The sequence below is a fragment of the Micromonospora sp. WMMB235 genome, from assembly GCF_001855515.1.
In the GTDB taxonomy this organism is placed as follows: domain Bacteria; phylum Actinomycetota; class Actinomycetes; order Mycobacteriales; family Micromonosporaceae; genus Micromonospora; species Micromonospora aurantiaca.
The window spans coordinates 258018-278029 of the sequence record NZ_MDRX01000001.1; the positions used below are offsets into that span (position 1 = coordinate 258018).

The window sequence follows — 20012 nt, forward strand, 5'->3', positions numbered from 1 at the left end:
TTCGTCTGACGGGATGCCCGCCCCGGCCGCCGTGACGGCCGGGGCGGGCGGCGGGTCACCGCCGGGGTACTGGAGCGGTGTGCGGTTCCGGCAGGGAACCGCCGGACGAGGTGGACATTGTGGCGCCGTTCGCCACCCGGCCGGCGGCGTCGTGCTCCAGCCGGGCCTGCGAGCCGCCGTCCTCGGCGGGGACGACCCGGCCCGCAGCGTCGTACGCGATGCGCGTCACCGACTCGCCGGTGCGCCGTTCCACCACCCGGCCGAGCAGGTCGTACGTGTAGTGCGTGACCTCGCCGGCCGCGTCGGTGCGCTCGACGAGCTGCCCGGCGGCGTCGTAGACGTACCGCTGGGTGCGGCCGTCGAAGTCGGTCTCGGACACCATCCGCCCGTTCGGGTCGTACGTGTAGCTCCACGTCGCACCCGCCGGGTTGGTGACACGCACCAGCCGCAGCTCGGTGTCGTACGCGTACTCGGTGCGGTTGCCCTCGTCGTCGATCTCGGCCGTGACCAGGTCGAACGCGCCGTACTCGCGGATCGTCCGGCGGCCCGTGGCGTCGACCCACTCGACCAGGTTGCCCTCGCCGTCGTAGAGGAACTCCTCGACCGAACCGTCCGGGTTCTCCCGCCAGGCCAGGTCACCCTCCAGCGTCCAGCCGAACTCGGTGAGACCGGTGTCGTCCTGGATGCTGAACAGGCGGCCGAGCGCGTCGTAGGTGTACTCCGTCTCGCCCTGCCCGGTGCTCACCGCGGTGATCTGCCGGGCCGTGTCGTGCACGACGGCGGTCGGTCCGACGTGGGTGGTCGTGCCCCGGCCGTCGGCGGCCGGCTGCTCGTACCGGACCACCTCACCGGAGGCGTCCACCTCGGCGATCAGCAGGCCGTCCGGGCCGAACTGGCGGTTGCGGGTGCTGCCGTCGAAGTCGGTCCAGGACACCGCACGACCGAGTTCGTCGTACGTGGTGACGGACCGGCTGCCGTCCGGCCGGGTGACCGCGACCAGCCGCCCGTACGCGTCGTACTCGCTCGCGGTGGTGCGGCCCAGCGGGTCGGTCGTGGACCGCAGGCGGTACGCCTCGTCCCAGACGTTACGGGTGGTCGCGCCGAGCGCGTCGGTCTCCGCGACCACCTGGAAGCGGTCGTTGAGCTCGTATACGCGCACCGCGCCGAGCGAGTCGGTCACCACCGTACGGCCCGGCTGGTAGTCGAACCGGTAGCGCAGGTAGCCGCCCTTGCCGTCGGTGGCGACGCACCGGCCGGCCTCGTCGTAGGTGTACGTGTACCACTCGCCGTTGCGGTCCTCCCAGCGCACCAGCCGCCCGTCGGCGTACGTGAAGCGCTCGGGGTCGCCCGAGGAGTTCGTCACCTCGATCAGGTTGAGGTCGCCGTCGTAGCCGAACTGCGACGCCGCCATCAGGTCACCCGCCGCGTTGGGCAGCGAGACCATCGTGACCAGTCCGGCGGACGAGGTGAACGCGATGGTGGCCCCGGTGGACGACAGCAGCTGCGTCGGCGTACCCCGGCGGTCGCGGTGGATCGTCCAGCGGACGCCGCCGTCGGTGACGTCGGTGAGCAGCGACTCGGTGCGCGACGCCGCGGCGAACAGCAGGCTGCGGCCGGACGTCGGATCGGTCAGCAGCCACCCGCCGCCCACCAGCCGGCGCAGCGGCAGCGTCCGGCCGGTCTCCGGCTGCGCCACTTCACCCTCCGCCGGTAGCGGGTAGGTGAGCAGCGAGCCGTCGGCGGCCAGGTACCGGACCTGCTCGCCGTCGACGATGATCCGCTGGTCGAGCGTGGAGGCCCAGGCCCGGCCGAACGACCGGCCCCACCGGTAGTCGGAGCGGTAGGTCCGCTCCAGCGTGAGCCCCGGCATGACGGCGTCGGTGTGGGTGAGGATCATCCGGCCGGTGGTGACGTCGATCGGGTCACCCACGGTCGGCGTCTCCGCGGTGGTCTTCGCCACCGCTTCGGGCGCCACCCCGGCGAACGTCTCGGTGGTCGGCGAGAAGTCCGTCATGTCCACGTCGGAGTCGCTGTCGCGGACCGAGGCCATGTCGACGTCGCTGTCGGCGTCGCGGACCGAGGCCATGTCCACGTCGCTGGACGGGCCGGGCACCGGGTCGCTGGTCCGGATCAGGACGACAGAGCCGTCCGGTCCGATCTGCGGCAGCGTCGCCAGACCGGGCACCTGCGAGTCCTCGAACGTCACCCGGCCCCGCGAGTCCTTCGACACGTTCACCACGTGGCCGACGGTGCCGGGGCCGCCCGTGCGGAAGCCGACGATGCCGTTGGTGCCGTTCGGCATGGCGCCGAGCGCGTCCACCAGCCCCTGGAGGGTGCCGACCTCCTCGGTGGTGCGCCCCGGGTACTGCTTCTGGAGGTCGCTCAGCTCCCTCGGCTGCGTCTGCGACGGGATCTGGGTGATCAGCCCGGACTGCTTGTAGCTGTCGACCGCCATCGTGAGCGTGATGCAGTCGTTCTGGTTGCCGGCGTCGCGGGACTGGTGGATCTGCCGCAGGTGCCGCCGGTCCGCGTCGTTGAGCGTCTCGAGGTCGGCGGCGGTGTTGGCCGTGCCGCCGTGCGAGTTCGCCGCCATGATCTGCAACGTCGACCCGTTGCTCAACGGGACGTCCCGGGACAGCGCGTCCCGGAAGGTGTCGAGGATCCGGTTCTGTGCCTGCGGGTCGCCCTGCGCCGCTGCCAGCTGCTCGGCCAGCGGCGTCGTGGTGTCCGCCTGCGTCGCGGCAGAGGCGGTGCCGATGCTGACCGGGCCGGTCTGCTGCCCCTGGAAGCCGTACTCCTGGCGACGGCCCCGCCGGTGGCTGCTGCCGCTGGGGCGGCTCCGGTCCCGCGGGCTGCGCGACCGGTCGCTGCGGTCACGGCTGCCGCTCGGCTCGCCGTCGACGGCGAACGCGTGCGTCGTGGTCCGCTGCGGCCTGCGTGTACCGGTGATCAGCTGATCGGGCCGGGGCCGCTGCGACGGCGGAACGTAGTCCTCCTCGCTGGCGTAGCCACGACGGGCGGGGCCGTACCAGTGACCGACGTTCTCCCAGTAGTGCTGTGCGCGTTCGCTCCTCGCCAGTGAGTGGATCTCCTGGAGCGCGTTCGCCGCCTCGTGGCGCTCCTGGGCGTAGCCACGGGCCTGCTCCGCGAATGTGACCACGGTGGCGAACTCCCGGCCGGCGGCGCTGGTGATGGAGTCCAGCGCCGTGAACCCACGGAGGTAGTTCGCGATCTGGCCGGCGGTCCGGCGACCGCCGTCTGCCTCCGCGCCGATCCGGTCGCCGAGGCCGGTCCCTTCCGCGTTGTTGTACGGGCGGTTGCCGACCATCGGCTCGTTGAAGTGACCGTCCCGGTTGCTGCGCGGCCCGGTACGCGGGCGGTGCCCGGTGCTCGCGTACAGGTCGGAACGGATGCTCTGGTAGCTCTGGTACGCCGTCGAGGACGTGTCGGCCAGCGTCGTCTGCGAGGCGAAACCGACAGTGTCGAACCAGGCCTGGGCCTGCGCGGTGACCTGCCCGACCGGTGTGCTCAGCGGCGGCGGCGACGGGGTGTCGCGCTGCACGTACTCGTAGGTGACGGTGCCGTCCGGGTTGCGCCTGGCCTCCCGCACCCAGGTCGGCATGCCGTAGAGCGCGCTCGGCGGTGGCGGCGCCGCGTTCGTGGGCAGGCTGCTGGGCGTCTGGTCGGAGGGCGCGGCGAGCGCCGGCTCCACAGCGGCCAGCGGGTGCGGCGTCGTCGGAGCCGGCGTGCAACTGGTCAGGCCCAGCGGGTCGGCCACGGTCAGCGGGTTGCTGACGTACGCGGTCGGGTTCGGCCCGCCGGACAGGCCCAGCGGATCGGGGCTGACGTACCGGCCGGTGGCCGGGTCGTAGTAGCGGAACCGGTTGTAGTGCAGGCCGGTCTCGGCGTCGACGTACTGGCCGGGGAAGGCCAGCGGCGTCGCGGTCCGGTCCGCGCCGCGTCCCCACAGGTCGCCCCGCGACCACCAGCGCAGCCCGCCGCCCGGCTCGACCAGGTGGGTCGGGGTGCCGATGGTGTCGGTGATCACCGCGCGGAGCGTGCCGTCGTCGGTCTGCGCGACCGGCACCGCCGCGTCCGGACGGTAGTCCCACGTGGTCGTGGTGGTGGCGCCGGCGGCGTCGCGGTGCGTCTGCTCCAGCATCAGGTCACCGGACCAGGCGAACGACACCTCCTCCAGCACCCGGTCGCCGTCGCCGAGACGCTGCTTGGCGATACGCCGGCCGAAGCCGTCGTAGCGGTAACGCCAGCGGTCACCGCCGGGCGTGACGGCCAGGACCAGCCGGTCCTCGGCGTCCCACTCGAAGCGCCACGCGCCCGCGTCGTCGACCCGGCCGGTGAGGCGGCCCTTCGCGTCGTAGGAGAACGTCGCGTCGTCGGAGCGCACGAGCATGGTGCCGGTGAACTCCCAGCGCCCGCCACCGGCGCCGACCAGGTTGCCGGCCTCGTCGTAGTCGTACCGCTGCGGGACGTCGCCGTCGACGGCCCGGACGCGGCCGGTGTCGTCGGCGGTGAAGGACTGGTCACCGGCGAGCGAGTCGGCGATCGCGGTGACCCGGTCGGCGGCGTCGTAGGTGTAGCGGCGCTCGGCGGCGTCGGCGATGTGCTGCCCGGTGAGCCGCCCGGCCGCGTCGAAGGTCTGCCGCAGCGCGACCAGGCCGCCGACGGTCCGGCCGATCTCCCGGCCGGCGTCGTCGTGGGTGAAGCCGAGCAGGTGCTCCCCGGCGGTCAGGCTCTCCGGGCGGCCGGCGGCGTCGAACGTCCACCGGCTCGACCGGCCCGACGGCGTGGTGCGCGCCTCGACCGTGCCGGAGGCGGTGTACGAGGTGCGCACCGTCCGGCCGTTGATCGTCTCGGACAGCACCCGGCCCTCGGCGTCGCGGGTGAACCGCACCTGCGCGTCCGGGCTGAGCACTGCCGCCACGTGGCCGTCGGCGTCGTACTCGACGCGGGTGACGGCGTCGCCGACCCGGCGTTCCACGACCCGGCCCCGCGCGTCCCAGCGGTAGCGGGTGACGGTGCCGGCGGCGTCGGTGTGCGCGACCAGCCGGCCCGCCTCGTCGTGCTCGTAGCGCTGGATACGGCCGTCGAAGTCGGTCTGCCCGCACAGGCGGCCTGCCGCGTCGTACTCGTAGTGCCACGTCCGGCCCGCCGGATTCGTCACCCCGATGAGCCGTAGTTCCGTGTCGTACGTGAACTCGGTGCGGTTCCCCACCTGATCCACCCGTGCCGTGGGTAGATCGAAGGGGCCGTACTCGAAGCTCACCGCCCTCCCTGATGCGTCGATGACGTCCACCAGATTCCCTTCACCGTCGTAGAACCACCGTTGCGTGGAGCCGTCCGGGCGGACCCGCCACGCGAGATCCCCCTCGGCGGTCCAGCCGTACGTCGTGACCGCGCCGTCCGGGGCCCGGGTCGCCCGGACCCGTCCGAGCGCGTCGAACTCGATGTCGTCCGCGTGCGCGGGCGGGCGCGGCGGGACCGGGTGGGTCGAGCCGTCCGGGAGGGTGAGCGTGCGCGCCTCGTGGTCGAAGCGGGTGACGCGACCGAGCGGGTCGGTGCGCGACAGCGGCCGGTGCGCCGTGTCCCACTCCTGCCGGACCGTCGCGCCCAGCGGGTCGACGATCGCGGTGACCAGGTGGCGCTCATCGAACTCGTACCGGGTCACCTCGCCCAGCGAGTTCGTCACGTGCGTGACGCCGTCGTCGTAGCGCAGGGAGTAGCGCAGGACGTCACCGCCGCCGCCGGCCCGGACGCAGCGGCCCGCCTCGTCGTAGTCGTAGCCGAACCACTCGCCGTTGCGGTCCTGCCAGCGCACGAGCCGGCCCGCCTCGTCGTAGCGCAGCCGCGTCTCGTGGCCGGAGGAGTTGCGGACCTCGACCAGGCGCCGCCTGTCGTCGTAGCCGAAGGAGGGGAGGTGGACCGCGTCGACTGCGCTGTCGCCCGCGGCGCGGACGTGTGCGCCGACGACCAGGCCGCCGGTCAGGTGCGGCACCACGACCAGGCCGGACGCGGAGAGCAGCAGGTGGGGCGTGCCGTCGGCGGAGCGTTCGATCCGCCACCCGGTGCGGTCGGTGACCACGTCGGTGAGCCAGGAGTCGCCGTGGGCGTCGGCGGGCGCGAACAGCAGCGACCGGCCCGGCTCGGTGAGCAGCCAGCCGCCGCCGGCCAGCCGGCGCAGCGGCCCGCCGGGGCCGGCGACCGGCAGCGCCTCGTCGCCCTCGGCCGGCATCGGGTACGTGTGGATCGAGCCGTCGGCGGCCAGGAACCGCGCGTACGTGTCGTCGGTGACGACGCGCTGGTCCAGCGTGGAGGCCCAGGCCGGGCCGAAGCAGCGGCCCCACCGGTAGTCGGAGCGGTGGGTCCGTTCCAGGGTGAGCCCCGGCAGGCGGGCGTCGACCTCGGTGTAGAGGACCCGGCCGGTGGTGACGTCGACCGGGTCGCCGACCACAGGGGCCTGCGCGGTGGGCGTGGCCACCTCGGCGGCGGGCACGTCCACCGGCGGAGCCGGGGCCGGTGGTGGCGGGGCCACCTCGGCCTCGTGCGCACGGTAGGCGTCCCACCAGGCGTTCTCGGCCTCCGTCACGGACTGCTCGGCCTCGGCGACGGCGTCGGCGTCCGCGTCCGTCCGGGAGGCCAGGCCGTCCAGGCGGGCCGCCGCGGCCGACAGCTTCTTCGCCGCGTCGGCGACGGCGAGCGCGGAAGCGCGCAGACCGGGGGAGAGGTCCCGGCCGATGACGTCCCGGGCCGCCGCCTCGTCCAGCCGGACCACGAAACCGCCGGGCACCCGGACCTCCGTGCCGGCCCGGTGCCGGCCCGCGGCGTCGCGGGAACGCGCGACGAAACGGAACTCGACGTCGTACTCGACCGCGGCGGTGAGCTTGTCGTCCGGGTCGGTGCGCCGGGCCGGCTTGCCGGTCGTGCTGACCGAGACCTTGCCCTCGTCCTTCACCTGGGCGCCCGGGTCGGTCCGGTAGAGCTGCTGCTCGACCAGTGTGGCCGCGTTGACGGCGGCGAAGTCCTGCCGCTCGCCCACCCGGCTCGCGCCGCCCGGATGGCCGACGCCGCCGACGACGAGCGGCCCGGCCGTCTTCAGCGCGAACGAACGTCCGGCGGTCTGCTCGTACTCGGTGTCCGCGGCGCGCTTCGCCGAGCCGCCGATCTTCACCGTGGCGTCCGCGCGCAGGAGCTTCGGGCGGGCCACCAGCCGGGCGTCGAGGAACAGGTCGCGGCCCAGCCCGGCCGGCATCGGCAGCGGGAACGCGCCGTTCAGCATCGCCGGCAACGCCTTGATCCGGCTCACGGTCAGTGTGTCGCGCAGCGCCGCGTCGACGTCCCTGCCGGGTGCGGCGCCGGAGGCGACGAGCGCCTGCCGCGCCGCATCGTGCAGGCCGGGCAGGTCGACCAGGACGTCCTCGACGGCGAACCGGCCCGGCTCGGGCAGCCGGTCGAAGCCGGCCTCCTCGCGCCATCGCCGCCGGCCCTCGTCGGTGGTCTGCCCGGCGGCAACCGGTGTGACCGGGCCGGACACGGCCAGCTTTCTGCCCTCGGTCGCCGAGTACGTGGTGACGTCGTGGACCGCGTGGACCGACACGCCGCCCTCGGGCAGCCCGCGCCCGGTGACGGTGACGGTCAGGCGGACCGGCCCGCGGTACGTGGGCACCGGGCCGGACACGGTCAGCGACTGCTCGTACGTGCGGCCGGTGCGCTCGATCGCCTTGGTGGCCTGGTTGCCGAGGGCGGCGGTGCCGGTGAGACCGGCGGCGACGGTGCCGGAGGCCGGGCCGTGCCCGGTGGTGCGGGTGGCGTCGTCCTGAACCCGGTCGGTCTCGGTGCCCTGCGCACGTCCGGTCAACGTGATCTGCGCCGCCGTCCGCGACGTCGTGCGGGTCTGCGCCTCGCCGACGACCGCGCGGTCGGTGACGGACAGTTCGTCGACCAGGTCGATGCCGGTGAAGCTCGGCTCGCCCACCGGCTCGGCGGTGAGCGTGACGTCGTACGTGGCGCCCCGGAAACGCCGCTCCAGCCGTACCGTCTCGCTCCGGCCGCCGTTGAGCGCGTCGGCCAGGTGCAGGTGGGCGGCGCCGAGGAAACCGGTGCTGCCGAGCCCTCGGACCGGGTCGTCCGGGCCGCGGTCCCGGGTGGACGGCAGGATCGCCTGGGCGAGGTCCTCGCTCGACTCCCGCGCCAGGGCACGCCGCAGGTGCGGGATGCGATCGGTGAGGTCGATGTGGGTGGTGACGCCGCCGATGCCGAGGGACCGTTCCGGTCCGGCCCGGAACTCCGGTTGTGCCGCGTGGGCCGGTGCGCCGGGGCCCGCGGCGTCCTCGTTCTGCCGCTGCTGTGCCTCGCGTACCAGGTCGCGTTCCCGCTGCTGCTGTTCGGCCTGCTCGGCCCGCTCCCGCTCCTGCGCCGTCCGCAGCGCGTCCGTGGCCACCTCGTGCGCCGCGGCCAGATCCTCGCGTTCGCGCCGGTGGCGTTCCTGGAGATCGGCCAGGTAGTCGTCGGCGAGCTGCCGGCCCGCCCGGCTGACGCGGCGGTCCCGCCGGACCCGGTCCACGTAGGCATGCACGTCACGCAGGTCGGTGTGCTGCCGCCGCAGCAGGTTCCCGAGTTCCGTGGCCTGTTCGCGCGCCATCCGGGCGAGCTGCTCGCGCTGCTCGGCACGGAGCGTCTCGGCGTTCTCGGCGTGCCGCAGGTGCAGCCGCACGTCGGCGGTGCCGTGCCGGCGGGCGCGGTCGCGGTCCTGGAGTCGTTTCAGCTCCGCCGGTGTCATCCGCATGACGACAGCGCCGGGCAGGGTGAGCCGCCGGCCGGCCCGCCGGGCCGGTGTGCCGGGCCAGCGGCCCAGCGGACGCAGGTTGCTGTCGTGCCGGGCCTCGGCGACCACCTCGGCCTCGACGTCCACCCGCACCAGCAGCTCGCGTTCGGCCCGGCCGCCGCCGAGACGCAGCTTGGAGACCCCGGAGGCGCTGCGCTCGCTGATCCGGCCCCACGCCCGCCGCCACGGTGTGACGGACAGGATGACCGCGCCCCCGGGCCGGCCGGTGCTGCCGCCGTGGTCGGCGACCGGCCCGCTGACCGACGCGACGCCGGTGCCGGAGACGCTCACCTCGATCGCCCGCGCGTCGGTGGTCTTGCGGGCGGTGCCGCTGGCGAAGGTCCGCTTGACGCGCGCGAACTCGGCGCCGTCGAGCACCGCCGGGTTGGTCGGGCGCAGCCGTACCCGCACGTCGGCGCGGGCGTCGGCGGCACGGCGGCCGTGCCACAGGTTGCTCAGCGCCAGCGGGCGGCTGAACAGCTCGGCGTCACCGGTGAGGCGCTCGGGCGACAGCTCGTCGGCGACCACAGTGGAGATCCGGCCGTCCTCGGCGGCGTAGACGTCGTCCCGGCTCGCCTCGCGCAGCGTCTCGACCACCGCGTCCTGCAACCGGTCGGCGCCGACGAACGACTCCACCCGGCGTCCGTCGAGATCGTGCGGGCCGCCCGTCATCCGGCTCAGCGGCGGCGGGTACGCCATGGTCTCCACGTCGCGGGGGACCGGGCTGGGCTCCGCGCCGGGGCGTTGCCGGGAGACCCGCGACTCCGGGACGAGCATGCGCACGTCGAGGCGGTGCGTGCGGGGGCGCTGCTCTGATGCGGCTACGACGGTGGGCACGTCCCGCCCGTACGCCCCGAACGACAGCTGCCGGCCCGCCTGGTTGACCCGCACCGTGGACGTGGTGGTGACGGTGAGGTCGAGGGTGGCGGCGAACTCGCGCAGCCGTACCCCGGTGGGCTTGCCCTCGTCGTCGAGCGCCGGCCCGTGGTCGCTCTCGGTGGACTGCCCGCCGGTGACGGCGCTCTCGTCGGTGGTGCCCCAGGTGACCGCGGCGCGCGGTCCGCCGAGCAGCGTCGAGGCGGCCTGACCGAGCGGACCCAGGATGCGTGGCTCCAGGCTCAGCTCGGCCGACCGGCTGTCGTCGCGGGCGCTGGTGACTGTGGACCTGGCGGTCCGCTTGGCGGCGGTGCCGATCTTGTCGTGGTCGAGCAGGTCGCCGTCGGACACCTCGCCGAGGCTGCCCTTGATCGTCACCACCGTGACGTGGTCGTGGAACGTGCCGGTACGGATCAGCGGGATCTTCAACCCCGGACCGACGATCCGGTCCGCCAGGTGGCGCAGCTGGTCGGGGGAGAGCTGCGTGCGCAGGTCGGTGGCCCGGGTCAGTGCCGCCTGAAGCTCGGGGGTCAGCCCGTCGGCGAGCTGCTGGTCGCCGAAGTGCCGCAGCGTCTCGTCGCGGGTGGCCAGGCGGAACCGGTCGTGACCGGGCACCGACCGCACCGCGTCGGCGACCGTCTCGTACAGGCTCCGGTCGCCGACCCGGGTCAGGTACGCGCCGCCGAACGACTCGCCCCGCTCGATGCGCGCCGGTGCGAAGTGGGTCCGGTCGGTGCCGCGCCGTCCGCGCCACTCCCGGCCGTCCGGGTCGAGGGCGGTGCCGGGCAGCCGGTCGCCGGTGGTCCACTGGAGCGCGTCGACGGAACCGGACAGCATCCGCGGCGCGCGGCCCAGGACGCGCACCTGGACGCCGTACTCGACCCGGTACCGGACGCCGGGCGCGGTGCCCGTCACCGTCTGCTTGCCGCCGGTCCGCTCGGTGATCGTCCGGGTGGCGCCACGCTCCCGGCCGCCGCCGACGCGCGGCCCGACGACCAGGCTCAGCGGCGCGGCGTCCACTCCGGCGCCGGCGAGGCCCCACACCCCCCACTGCCGCTTGGTGGCGGCGGCGCTCGTGCTCTCGGCGGCGAGCGCGGACGTGTCGACGTGCGTGAGCCCGTCGACCCGCTCCACCTCCTCGACGTGCCGGGCGACCAGGCGGACCTCGACCTGCCGGGCGCGGCCCGGGAAGAAACGCCGCCAGCCGCTGCGCGCGGCGCGCGGCAGCGAACCCGACCGGACCCAGCCGTCGTGGACGTTCGCCGGGTCGGTGACCACCATCGCCGGCAGGCTGCCGGAGAACGTCGCGTCGCTGAGCAGCTTCTGCATCACCGGGCGGCCGGGCGCGCCGATCCGCACGAGGTCGGCCATGCCGTCCTCGGCAAGGATCGCCTCCACCTGGTCGAAGAACGTGGCGCCCGGATCGGCCGGCCGGCTGCGTACGCTCTCCACCCCGAACCGGGCCGGCACGGGCGCGCCGAGCGCACGGTCCGCGGCGGCCGGCGCTGTCGCGTCTGCCGTCCGCAACCCCGTGTGTACGGCGAGAGCGACGCTGCCGGAGGTCTCGACCGGGTCGACGGCGGGACGGCCGGGCCGCACGAGCCTTGCGACGAACCGGATCGGCACCGTCACCTCGGTCAGCCCGGTGACCTTGACAGTGGTGGTGGACGTGTACGTGTCCTTGTGGGCGGCGGAGTGCTCGGTGGTGGGCGCCGTCGGCACCGACCCGCCGATCCCGACGACGACACCGGGTATCGCGGTGACTGTCACCTTCGGCTCGACCCGCCGGTCCCGGTTGTGGCGCAGCGTGTGGGTGAGGTTCTCCCGGTTCTTGGCGGAGACCTTGCGCGGGTCGTCGTGGGCCCGGTCCACTGTGAGCGCGTCCCAGTCGAGGACGGCGGTGACCCGCAGCTCGGCCGGCCGCCCGTCGATCGTGACCGGGTACGGGCGGCCCTCGCCGAGGAACTGGTCCACGTCGTCGCGGCTGTCCGCCTCCACGGCGGCGACCACGTCGTCGGACAGGCCGGGGTCGAGGGTCCGCAGCGCCGCGCCGAGCGCCGCGTTCTCGGTGGCGCGCAACTGTTCGGCGAGGCCGAGGGTGCGGCTTTCCCGCAGGTAGGAGGGCAGGCCCCGGCGTACCGCGTCGGGCGACGGCAGCGGCGCGGTGGTCCCGGTGGCCGACGACGTCCCGCCCGCGGTGTCCTCCGCGGCGGTGGTCTCTTCTGCGGCGGTCTCTTCTGCGGTGGTGGTGTCGTCGGCGGCCGACCGGGTGGCCGGGTCGTCGGCCGGCGTGGACGTGGCGAGACCGTCGTCGCTGTCGTCGCTTCTGTCGTCGTCGAAGCCGCCGTCGAAGCCGCCGTCGAAGCCTCCGTAGCCGTCGTCGTCGCCGAACAGGTCGAAGCCGCCGGAATCGCTGTCACTGTCGCTGTCGCTCGCCGGGGCCGACGGAGGTGGCACATGGCGTGCGTAGGTGACGTGACCCGACGGGTCGATCGTGCGGAGCAGCTCCAGCCGTCCACGCGGCCGGGCGCCGACCACCGGGTAGTCGCGCGGCGTCCCGGCCGGGTCGTCGTACACGACGAGGTGCACCCGGGTGCCGCGGGCGGCGGCGAACTCGACCACGTCGTGCGCGTTGGCGATGCGCTGCCGTTCGGCGTCGTCGACCGGCGTGTCGCGGCGTTGCCCCCCGGGGTCGGGGGCGAGTACGGCCCGGACGAAGTGGCCGTTGTCGTACGGGTTGCGCTGCCGCATCGCCGCGGCCTCGTCGAGACTCATCGTGTCCCGGCCGGCGTGCAGCGTGCTCATCCGCAGGGCGTCGGCGTCACCGTCGGGCAGCGCGGCGGCGATCGCGTCGTAGAGGGAGCCGGAGTGCCGGTCGAGCCCGCCACGGTCGGCGACGGCGGTGGCGGCGGCGAACTCCTGCTGGATGGTCCCGGAGTCGTTCGACGTCGCGACGAGGTGCGCGGCGACGAGGCGCTGGCTGTCCGGCAGGCCCACGGTCCGGGCCGGCCGTGCCGGGTCCAGGTCGGGGTCGAACTCGGGTGGGACGTCCGGCGCCGTGGTGGTGTCCGGCGCCGGCAGCGAGACGGCGGTGACGTACCTGTTGTGTGGTTGCGCGCCGAGCTGCCGCAGCTGCTGCGGCGTGAGCGTCTGCTGCCACGTCCACGACGGGCCGGGCACCACGTCGGTGGGCGCGGCGAACGGCTTCGGGGCGGCGAGGTCCGGCCTGCGCAGTTCGGCCCGGTACTCCTTGAAGCCGGTGCCCTCGGTGTAGAACAGCTGCCGGTTGACGTTCGTCGGCACGGCGTGCGACTGCGGCAGGAAGTTGCCGACGGCGAAGTCGGCCGCGAGCCGGGACAGGTCGGTGGGCGTGGCGGCGCCCACGAAGTCCGTCATGAAGGCCAGGTCGCGGTCGGGATGCCTGTTGTTCTGCGAGTCGACTTGGACGTCGACGGTGAGGACGTCCGCCGGCAGACCGGCCGGCGTCGCCGCGCCGTGGGCGACGGCAAGCTCCTCGCCGTACGCCCGGTGCAGGCTCTCGGCCAGCAGGAGGAACTCCGCGCCCGCGTCGCCGAACCGGACCTCGGGCCGGCCCAGGGTGAGCAGGCCGTCGACGAACAGGTTCGGCTCCGGCGAGTACGGCAGCATCGGGTGGACCGTGGCCTGCCGGTCCCGGGACCGCATGTCCTCGTCCACGGCTGTGGTGAAGTCCCGGACGAAGGCGTCCCGCCCGGCCTGCGTGTCGAGCTTGGCGAGGCCGTTGCGCACGGCGGCCAGCTTCTGCTGCTCGGTCGTGCGTTCGCTGCCCGCGGGGAGGCCGGCGATCCTCGCCCGGTGGTCGCGTGCGCGTCGTTCCAGCCGTTCCCGGGTACGCCGGATCAGCTCCTCGGTGTCGCCGACGCGGTATCCGCCGGAGATCATCATGGGCCGGGCCGGTGGCTCGTCCTGCGGTCCGGTCGCGTCCGGGTCGAAGCGGGTCCGGCTGTCGATGCGGTCGAACACGTGGGTGCCGTCGGCCGTCGTCCGGGCACCCCTGTCGAAGTCCTGGATCGACACGTACGGGTAGCGCCGGGCCTCGCCGTCCGGACCGCCCTGCGCGAGGCCCTGGATCGCGGCGACCGTGTCGGGGTCGCGGAGCACCTGGTTGCGGGTGCGGCCGTACGGGAACTTCCCGTTCTTCGTGCCGACCGCGTAGCCGTTGACCGCCACCGGCACGTCGAGGCCCTCGGCGAGCCGGGCGGCCCGGGCGACCGCGTCCCGGAAGGCGAGGTCGGGCACCTCGGCGGTGGTGTTGACGCCGAAGACGAACGCGACTGTGGTGCCCGGGGCGAGTCCCTCGGTGACGGCACGGACCACCTCGGGGATCTGGTCGACGTCGTCGGCGGGCAGCATCGAGTTGACGACGAACCCGATCGGCGCGCCGTCGTCCTTGAGGTCGGCAGTCTCCTTCCGGTAGTTGCCCGGACCGACGTCGCGGGTGTGCCGGGTCAGCTCGTCGAACCGTGCGTTGCGGCCGCCGGGCACCCGTACCGGCTCGAACCGGACCGGCGCCGTCCGGGGCGGCAACCCGCCACGGTCGGGTGAGAGCACGTCGCGCTGCTGACCGGCGATCCGGTGGACGTTGCGCGCCAGCAACCGCGGATCGTTGCCGGGCTGCCGCGTGGTGGTCGCCATCAGCGAGTTGTCGCCCTGGACGAAGGTGCCGTCCAGGGCGCGGTCCGCCACCGAGTACTCGTCGCGCAGACCGAGGAAGTGCCCGATCTCGTGCGCGAGGTCGAGGTCGGAGGAGTGCGTCGACCAGGTGGTCTGGGTGGTCGGTGACGGAGAGCCGTGCAGCGCCACGACTGCGTGTGCCTCGCTCGGCCGGGTCACGAACTCCACTGTGACGTTGAGCTGATCGGCGCCGATCCGGAAGCCCTGGTTGTAGATCGCGTCGACCGCGTCGCGTACCCGGGTCTCCACGTCCGGCCGGGCATCCGCCGCCGCGTCGTCCCGGGGGTCCAGGAAGACCTTGACCGTGAAGTCCTGCACGTTGCGGTCGCCGAGGTCCAGCACCCGATGGTCGTACGCGATGCGGTTGTCCACCGCGTCGAGGCGCAGGCGGGGCCGGTCGCCCGCCGGAACGGTCAGGCCGGCCTGCTCGTACGAGCGGGCGACCACGTCGGGCACGCGGGTGTCGGGATGGGGCCCACGGTCGATGACGTCGTACGCGCTGGTGTGCGCGATCCGCCGTGGCGCGGTGTCGTGCTGCTCGGCGCGTGCCCGGGCGATCTCGTCGCGGGTCTTGGGCGTGGGGAACCGGTCCGGCAGGACTCCCGGGACGCGCAGGGTGTTGTCGGCCGGGGGAGCGCCGGGCGCGGCGTCGGTGCGCGGGCGGGCGTCCGGGTCCAGCGGCAGGCCGGTGACCGTGGCGAGGGCCTGGTCGACCTGGTCGGAGCCGGTCTGGCCGAGCGCGTCCCGCCATCCGTCGAAGTACGTGCGGACACCGCCGTCGTCGTCCTGGACGAAGTCCCGCACCGTGGCGGGGTCGCCGCCGTGCCGCAGGTACTCCGACGCCACCACGAGCCGGTCATGGCCGCCCCGGGCGGCGTCGTCGTTCCGGACCGACGCCGGCTCGTTGCGCCACGGCCTGGTGTCACCCTCGGAGCCGGTCACGGAGAGCGTGGGCCTGCCCTCCGCGAGCGACTCCTGCCATGTGTTCGCGCCCTCGGTGACCACGAGCGTGGCGCGGTCGCGGAGCCCGGCCATCTGCTCCGGTGTGACACGGGGCAGTGCCGCGACGTGGACGTCGGCGTTGCTCGTGGTGAAGCCGCGTTCGCTGTCGCCGAGCACCAGGACGACGGTCTTCCGGCCGGGCCGGGCGGCGGCGGCCAGCCGGTCGACGACCTCCTGGTGCGGAGGAGTGTCAGGCGTGTCGCCGTAGTAGACGAGCACCACGTCGGTGGCGTCGTCGTCGACCACTGCCGCGAGGTCGTCGGCCCCGGGGATCCCGGTGGCGGTGATGACGTCCCGGGCGGCCGGCCGGGTGGAGGGCGGCGGGCGACGGTAGGACGGCACCCCGGTCGAGGTCTCGTCGAGTTCCGCCTCGACCGTCCCGGTGGTGCTGCGGACCTGCCGGGGAAACTGGTCCCACAGGAACGGCTGGAGCGTGACGACGTCGTGGTCCCTGCCACGGGCGGCGTCGCGCAGCGGACCGGCCCACGCCTGCTGGAACCACTCCCGCTTCTGCTCCGCGGTCCACTCCGAGCCGTCGTCGTTCTTCGGTACGTCGACAGCCGGCAGCACCGTCAGCACGTCGCCCTCAGGGAGCAGGCGGGTGGCGAGCTCGCCCATGCGCAGGCTCTGGGTGTTGCCCTGCTCGCGGATCTTCTGCTCCCGGAAACCCTTCTGCCGGTCCACCTGCCACGCCTTGGCCCGTGGCGCGCCGGGCCAGTCCGTCGTCTTCCAGGCTTTCTCATTGGTGCCGGGCGGCCCCTGCGGTCGCATGACGACGTCCATCCCACCGCGGTGGCCGGTCCACTCCCGGTGGAACAGGTCGTACGAGCCCGCCGGTGTCTCGAACTCCTCCTGCCGGCCGAGCTGCTCGGCGTAGAAGGGCGTCTTGTTGCCGGGATAGGTCAGCACGACCGTGCCCCGGTAGCCGGTGGCGGCCAGCCCGTCGAGCATCGCGACCGTCGCGGCCTGGTGTCCCACGCCGGGTGACCCCTGGTCCACGACGTGCACGACGCCGTACTTCTCGTTCAGCCTCTGGCCGACGGGGGTGGGCGAGGGCCTCGGGTCACGGTGCCGCAGCGTGGCGGGTGAGAGGTCCGTCGGGGTCAGGTCGACGGCCTGAGTCGTGGGACCGGCCGACGGCGGTGGCGGCATGCCGGGTGGTGGCGGCATGCCCGGCGGCGGTGGCGGCGGGAGCATGCCCGGCATACCGGGTGGCGGTGGCGGTGGTGGCGGCATGCCCGTCACGCCGGGCGGTGGTGGCGGCGGCGGTGGCGGGGCCGGGGCGCGGGACGGGATCTGCGGATTCGGACGCGGGTCCGGCGTCTGGTCGTGCGCCGTCTGCGGCACCGGCAGGTCGCGCACCGGGCCGGCGGTCAGCGCGGCGTCGTGGATCGTCGCCAGATCCTGCGCGGTGAGATAGTCGACCGGCCCGGTCGAGGTCGCGGCCTGCTCCGACGACGTCGGCAGGGCGCCGACGTCGACGCCCATCACCCCGGGACGGTCGACTGTGGTGAACAGGTGCTCGGGGGCCTGGTGACCCTCCTTGGCCCCGAGGTAGTGCATCACCTCGTGCACCATCACCGAGAGACGGTCCCCGGTGTTCCACAGGTGCTGGTCGGTGCTCACCCCGGTCTCCGAGGTCACCTCGACCGGCGGGTTGCGGCGCGGATCCGCCTGCCAGTCGCGGGTCATACCGTCGCGCCACGGAGGCGTGTCGACGACCAGGTCGATGTGCAGCAGCCGGCCGTCGGGCAGCGTGTACCGGCCGTTGACCATGTCGTCGACTGTGCGCTGCACCGTCTCCGCGAAGTCCCGCAACTCCCGGGGGGACATCTGGTCGTTCTTCGAGACCAGATCCAGGTGTACGTCGAACGACCGGTAGTCCCTGCCGTCGGCGGTGAACTCCCGGGTGGTGAAGTCGATAGTCGTGATCTCGCCGCGCAGCAGGTGCGTGCCGGGGACGACGGTGTCCTTCCAGGGCACGTACCGCTCGGTGCGCAGCCGCTTCGGTTCCGCGCTCGCCTTGGCCTGCCGGAACTGCGGGCTCCGCTCGGCCCGGCTGGGCGTGGCAGGGTCCGCGACGGCGAGCGGCGGCGCTTGCACGCTTCGCGACCCGTCCGGCGTCGGTTCGGCGGTGTCGCCCTGTCCTGCCGTCGGTCCGTCCGGCGTCGGTGCGGTGCCGACGGCGCTCGTGTCCGTGGCGTGTTCCGCCACCGTGTCGGCGGTGGCGTCCACCGAGGCGTCCGAGTGGACGTCGCTCGATGCGGCGTCGGTGGTCGGGCCTGGTACCGCGACCGCCTGCTCCCCTGTGGACGGCGTGCCGACACCCGGATCGGTGGCCGGGGAGGCGACCACGGCCGGGCCGTCGACCACGGCCGGGCCGTCGACCGAGATGCCGTCGACGGGCGCCATCGGTGGCGGGGGCGCGGCCCCGGCGACGCCGCGTGGGGGAGCGGTCGGCTGGCCGCTGGTGGTCGAACTCGACGACGGCGTACCGGTGGCCGGGGTGCTCGTGGTCGACGTGCCGGTGCTCGGCGCGCTGGTCGGTGGGCTGGTCGACGGCGTGCTCGCAGACGGGGTGCCGGTGCCGGTACTCGGTGCGGCTGTGCTCGGCGTGACGGCAGTGGGCGGTGCGGTGGTGCTCGCGGTGACGGTGGTCGTCGGTGCGGCGGTGCCCGGCGTGGCTGTGCCTGGCGTGGTGGTTGCCGGTGTGCCTGCGCTCGGTGTGGCGGTGGACGGTGCGGGGTCGGCCGGGACGGCCACCGGGCCGGCAGTGGTGGCGGGCGAGGTCACGGGTGCCGGGGTGTCGGCACCGGCTGTTCCGCCGCTCGACGTCGGAGTGTCGAAACCGGGAAGTCCGCCGCCATAGGGCGCGGCGACGTCGGCGCCCGCTGCCGGGGTGCCGGTCGTGGGCGTACCGGTGCCGGTGCTCGCCGGGTTGCCGCCCGGCGTACCCATGGAGTCGGCGCGCGGTGCCGTGGCCTCGCCGCCTGCGGCCGGGCCCGGCCCCGTGGCGACCCCGCCGACCCCACGCGGGTCGGCGCCGACGCCCGGACCGGCCGTGCCGGGCCCGCTCGGGGTCTGACCTCCGACGCCGTCGGGGCTCGCGCTGCCGTTCGATACGCCCGCTTGCGACCCGTCGCGGACCTGACCACCGGCGGTCTGACCATCCGCGACTGGACCGCCCGCGGTCTGACCTCCCGCGGTTTGGCCGCCCGGAGTCTGACCTCCCGCGGTTTGGCCGCCCGGAGTCTGAGTGTCCGGGGTCTGACCGCCCGCAGTTTGGCCGCCTGCGGTCTGACCGCCAGCGCTTTGGCCCCCGGAGGTCTGACCGCCCGGGGTCTGAGCACCCGTGGTCTGGCCGCCCGCGGTCTGGCCCCCAGGAGACTGGCTGCCCGGAGCGGTGCTTCCGGCGCTGCCCTGACCGGTGCCCTGGTTGCCCGGGCCCTGGTCGCCGGAGCCCTGATGCGCCGGCCCCTGACCCCCGGTGTCGCCCGGGCCGGACCCCTGACCGGCACCGCCTCCGGCGACCGGGCCGCCCGAGGGCTGCGGACCCGGGCCGCCGCCCTGACTGCCTGGACCGGCGGAGGAGCCGACAGGTGGGGGCACGGGTGGTCCGTCCACGGCCGTGGGAGGAGGCGTGGGCGCGGTGGTCGTGAGGTTCTTCGTCTCGATCGTCGGCGGTGGCGCGCCGGCACCGGCGCCCGGGCCGTAGCTCTGGCCCACCACAGTGGCGTAGTGGTGGGCCATTCCGCCGATCATCGACGACGTCATGGTGGCCCACGGGTTGAAGCCGCCGCCGCCGACCATCATGGTGAACAGGCCCTCGAACAGCGTCTCGGCGAGTGCCGACAGCCCTTCCCGCGACAGGACACTGTTGTTGATCTTCGGGAAGAACTTGCCGCCGATCATCTGCACGCCGCTGACGCCCGCGCCGATGAACGCGCCTCCGGCGAACGCCATCGCCAGGTCCTTGTAGTCCAGGGACTTGCGGTTGCCCTCGATGATCTGCGTGACCTGGGCGGCGGCGCTCTGCCAGAGTTCCTCCAGGCCCTCCTGGAACGCCTCCCAGGCCAGCCGCATCAGCATGTTGCGCAGGCGCTGGCGGAACAGGCTGATCAGCGCCCCGACGATCTCCTGACCGATCTTGATCAGGGCGGGCACCGCTGCGGCGCCGAAGCCGGAGGCCAGCGCGATGGCGATCTCCACGACCTGGGTGAAGGCCGCGATGACGATGTTGTACTGGGTGTTCTCCGAGTCCAGCGCGAAGTTGTAGGCCGAGCCGCCCAGTGCCAGCGCGATGTTGCCGCCGGCCGGCACGTTCTTGGTGATACCGACCTGGTACTGCTGGAACGCGTCCATCGCCGGGCCGGACAGGCTCCCGGCCAGCCCGTAGCCGAGGTTGGCGGTCGCGCCCATCCCGTTGAGGATGGTGCTGCTGAGCGCGTACAGCTCGTCGCCCATGGCCCGCAGGGCGGCGGGGTCGGCCTTCGGGTACTCCTCGCCGACGGCGACGAGGATCAGGTCGTACGCCCACTGCCACTGCGGGTCGTTGGGGATGTGGAAGTCGGGCATGTCCTAC

Annotated in this window: 1 protein-coding gene; it reads right to left on the bottom strand. The window is 74.0% G+C overall.

Annotation, left to right across the window (positions count from 1 at the left end; translation table 11 throughout):
• Nucleotides 1-55: 55 nt before the first annotated feature.
• Complete coding sequence (locus BFV98_RS01005) at nt 56-20005, bottom strand: DUF6531 domain-containing protein (protein WP_071094452.1); 19950 nt, start codon at nt 20003-20005, stop codon at nt 56-58.
• Nucleotides 20006-20012: the final 7 nt, after the last annotated feature.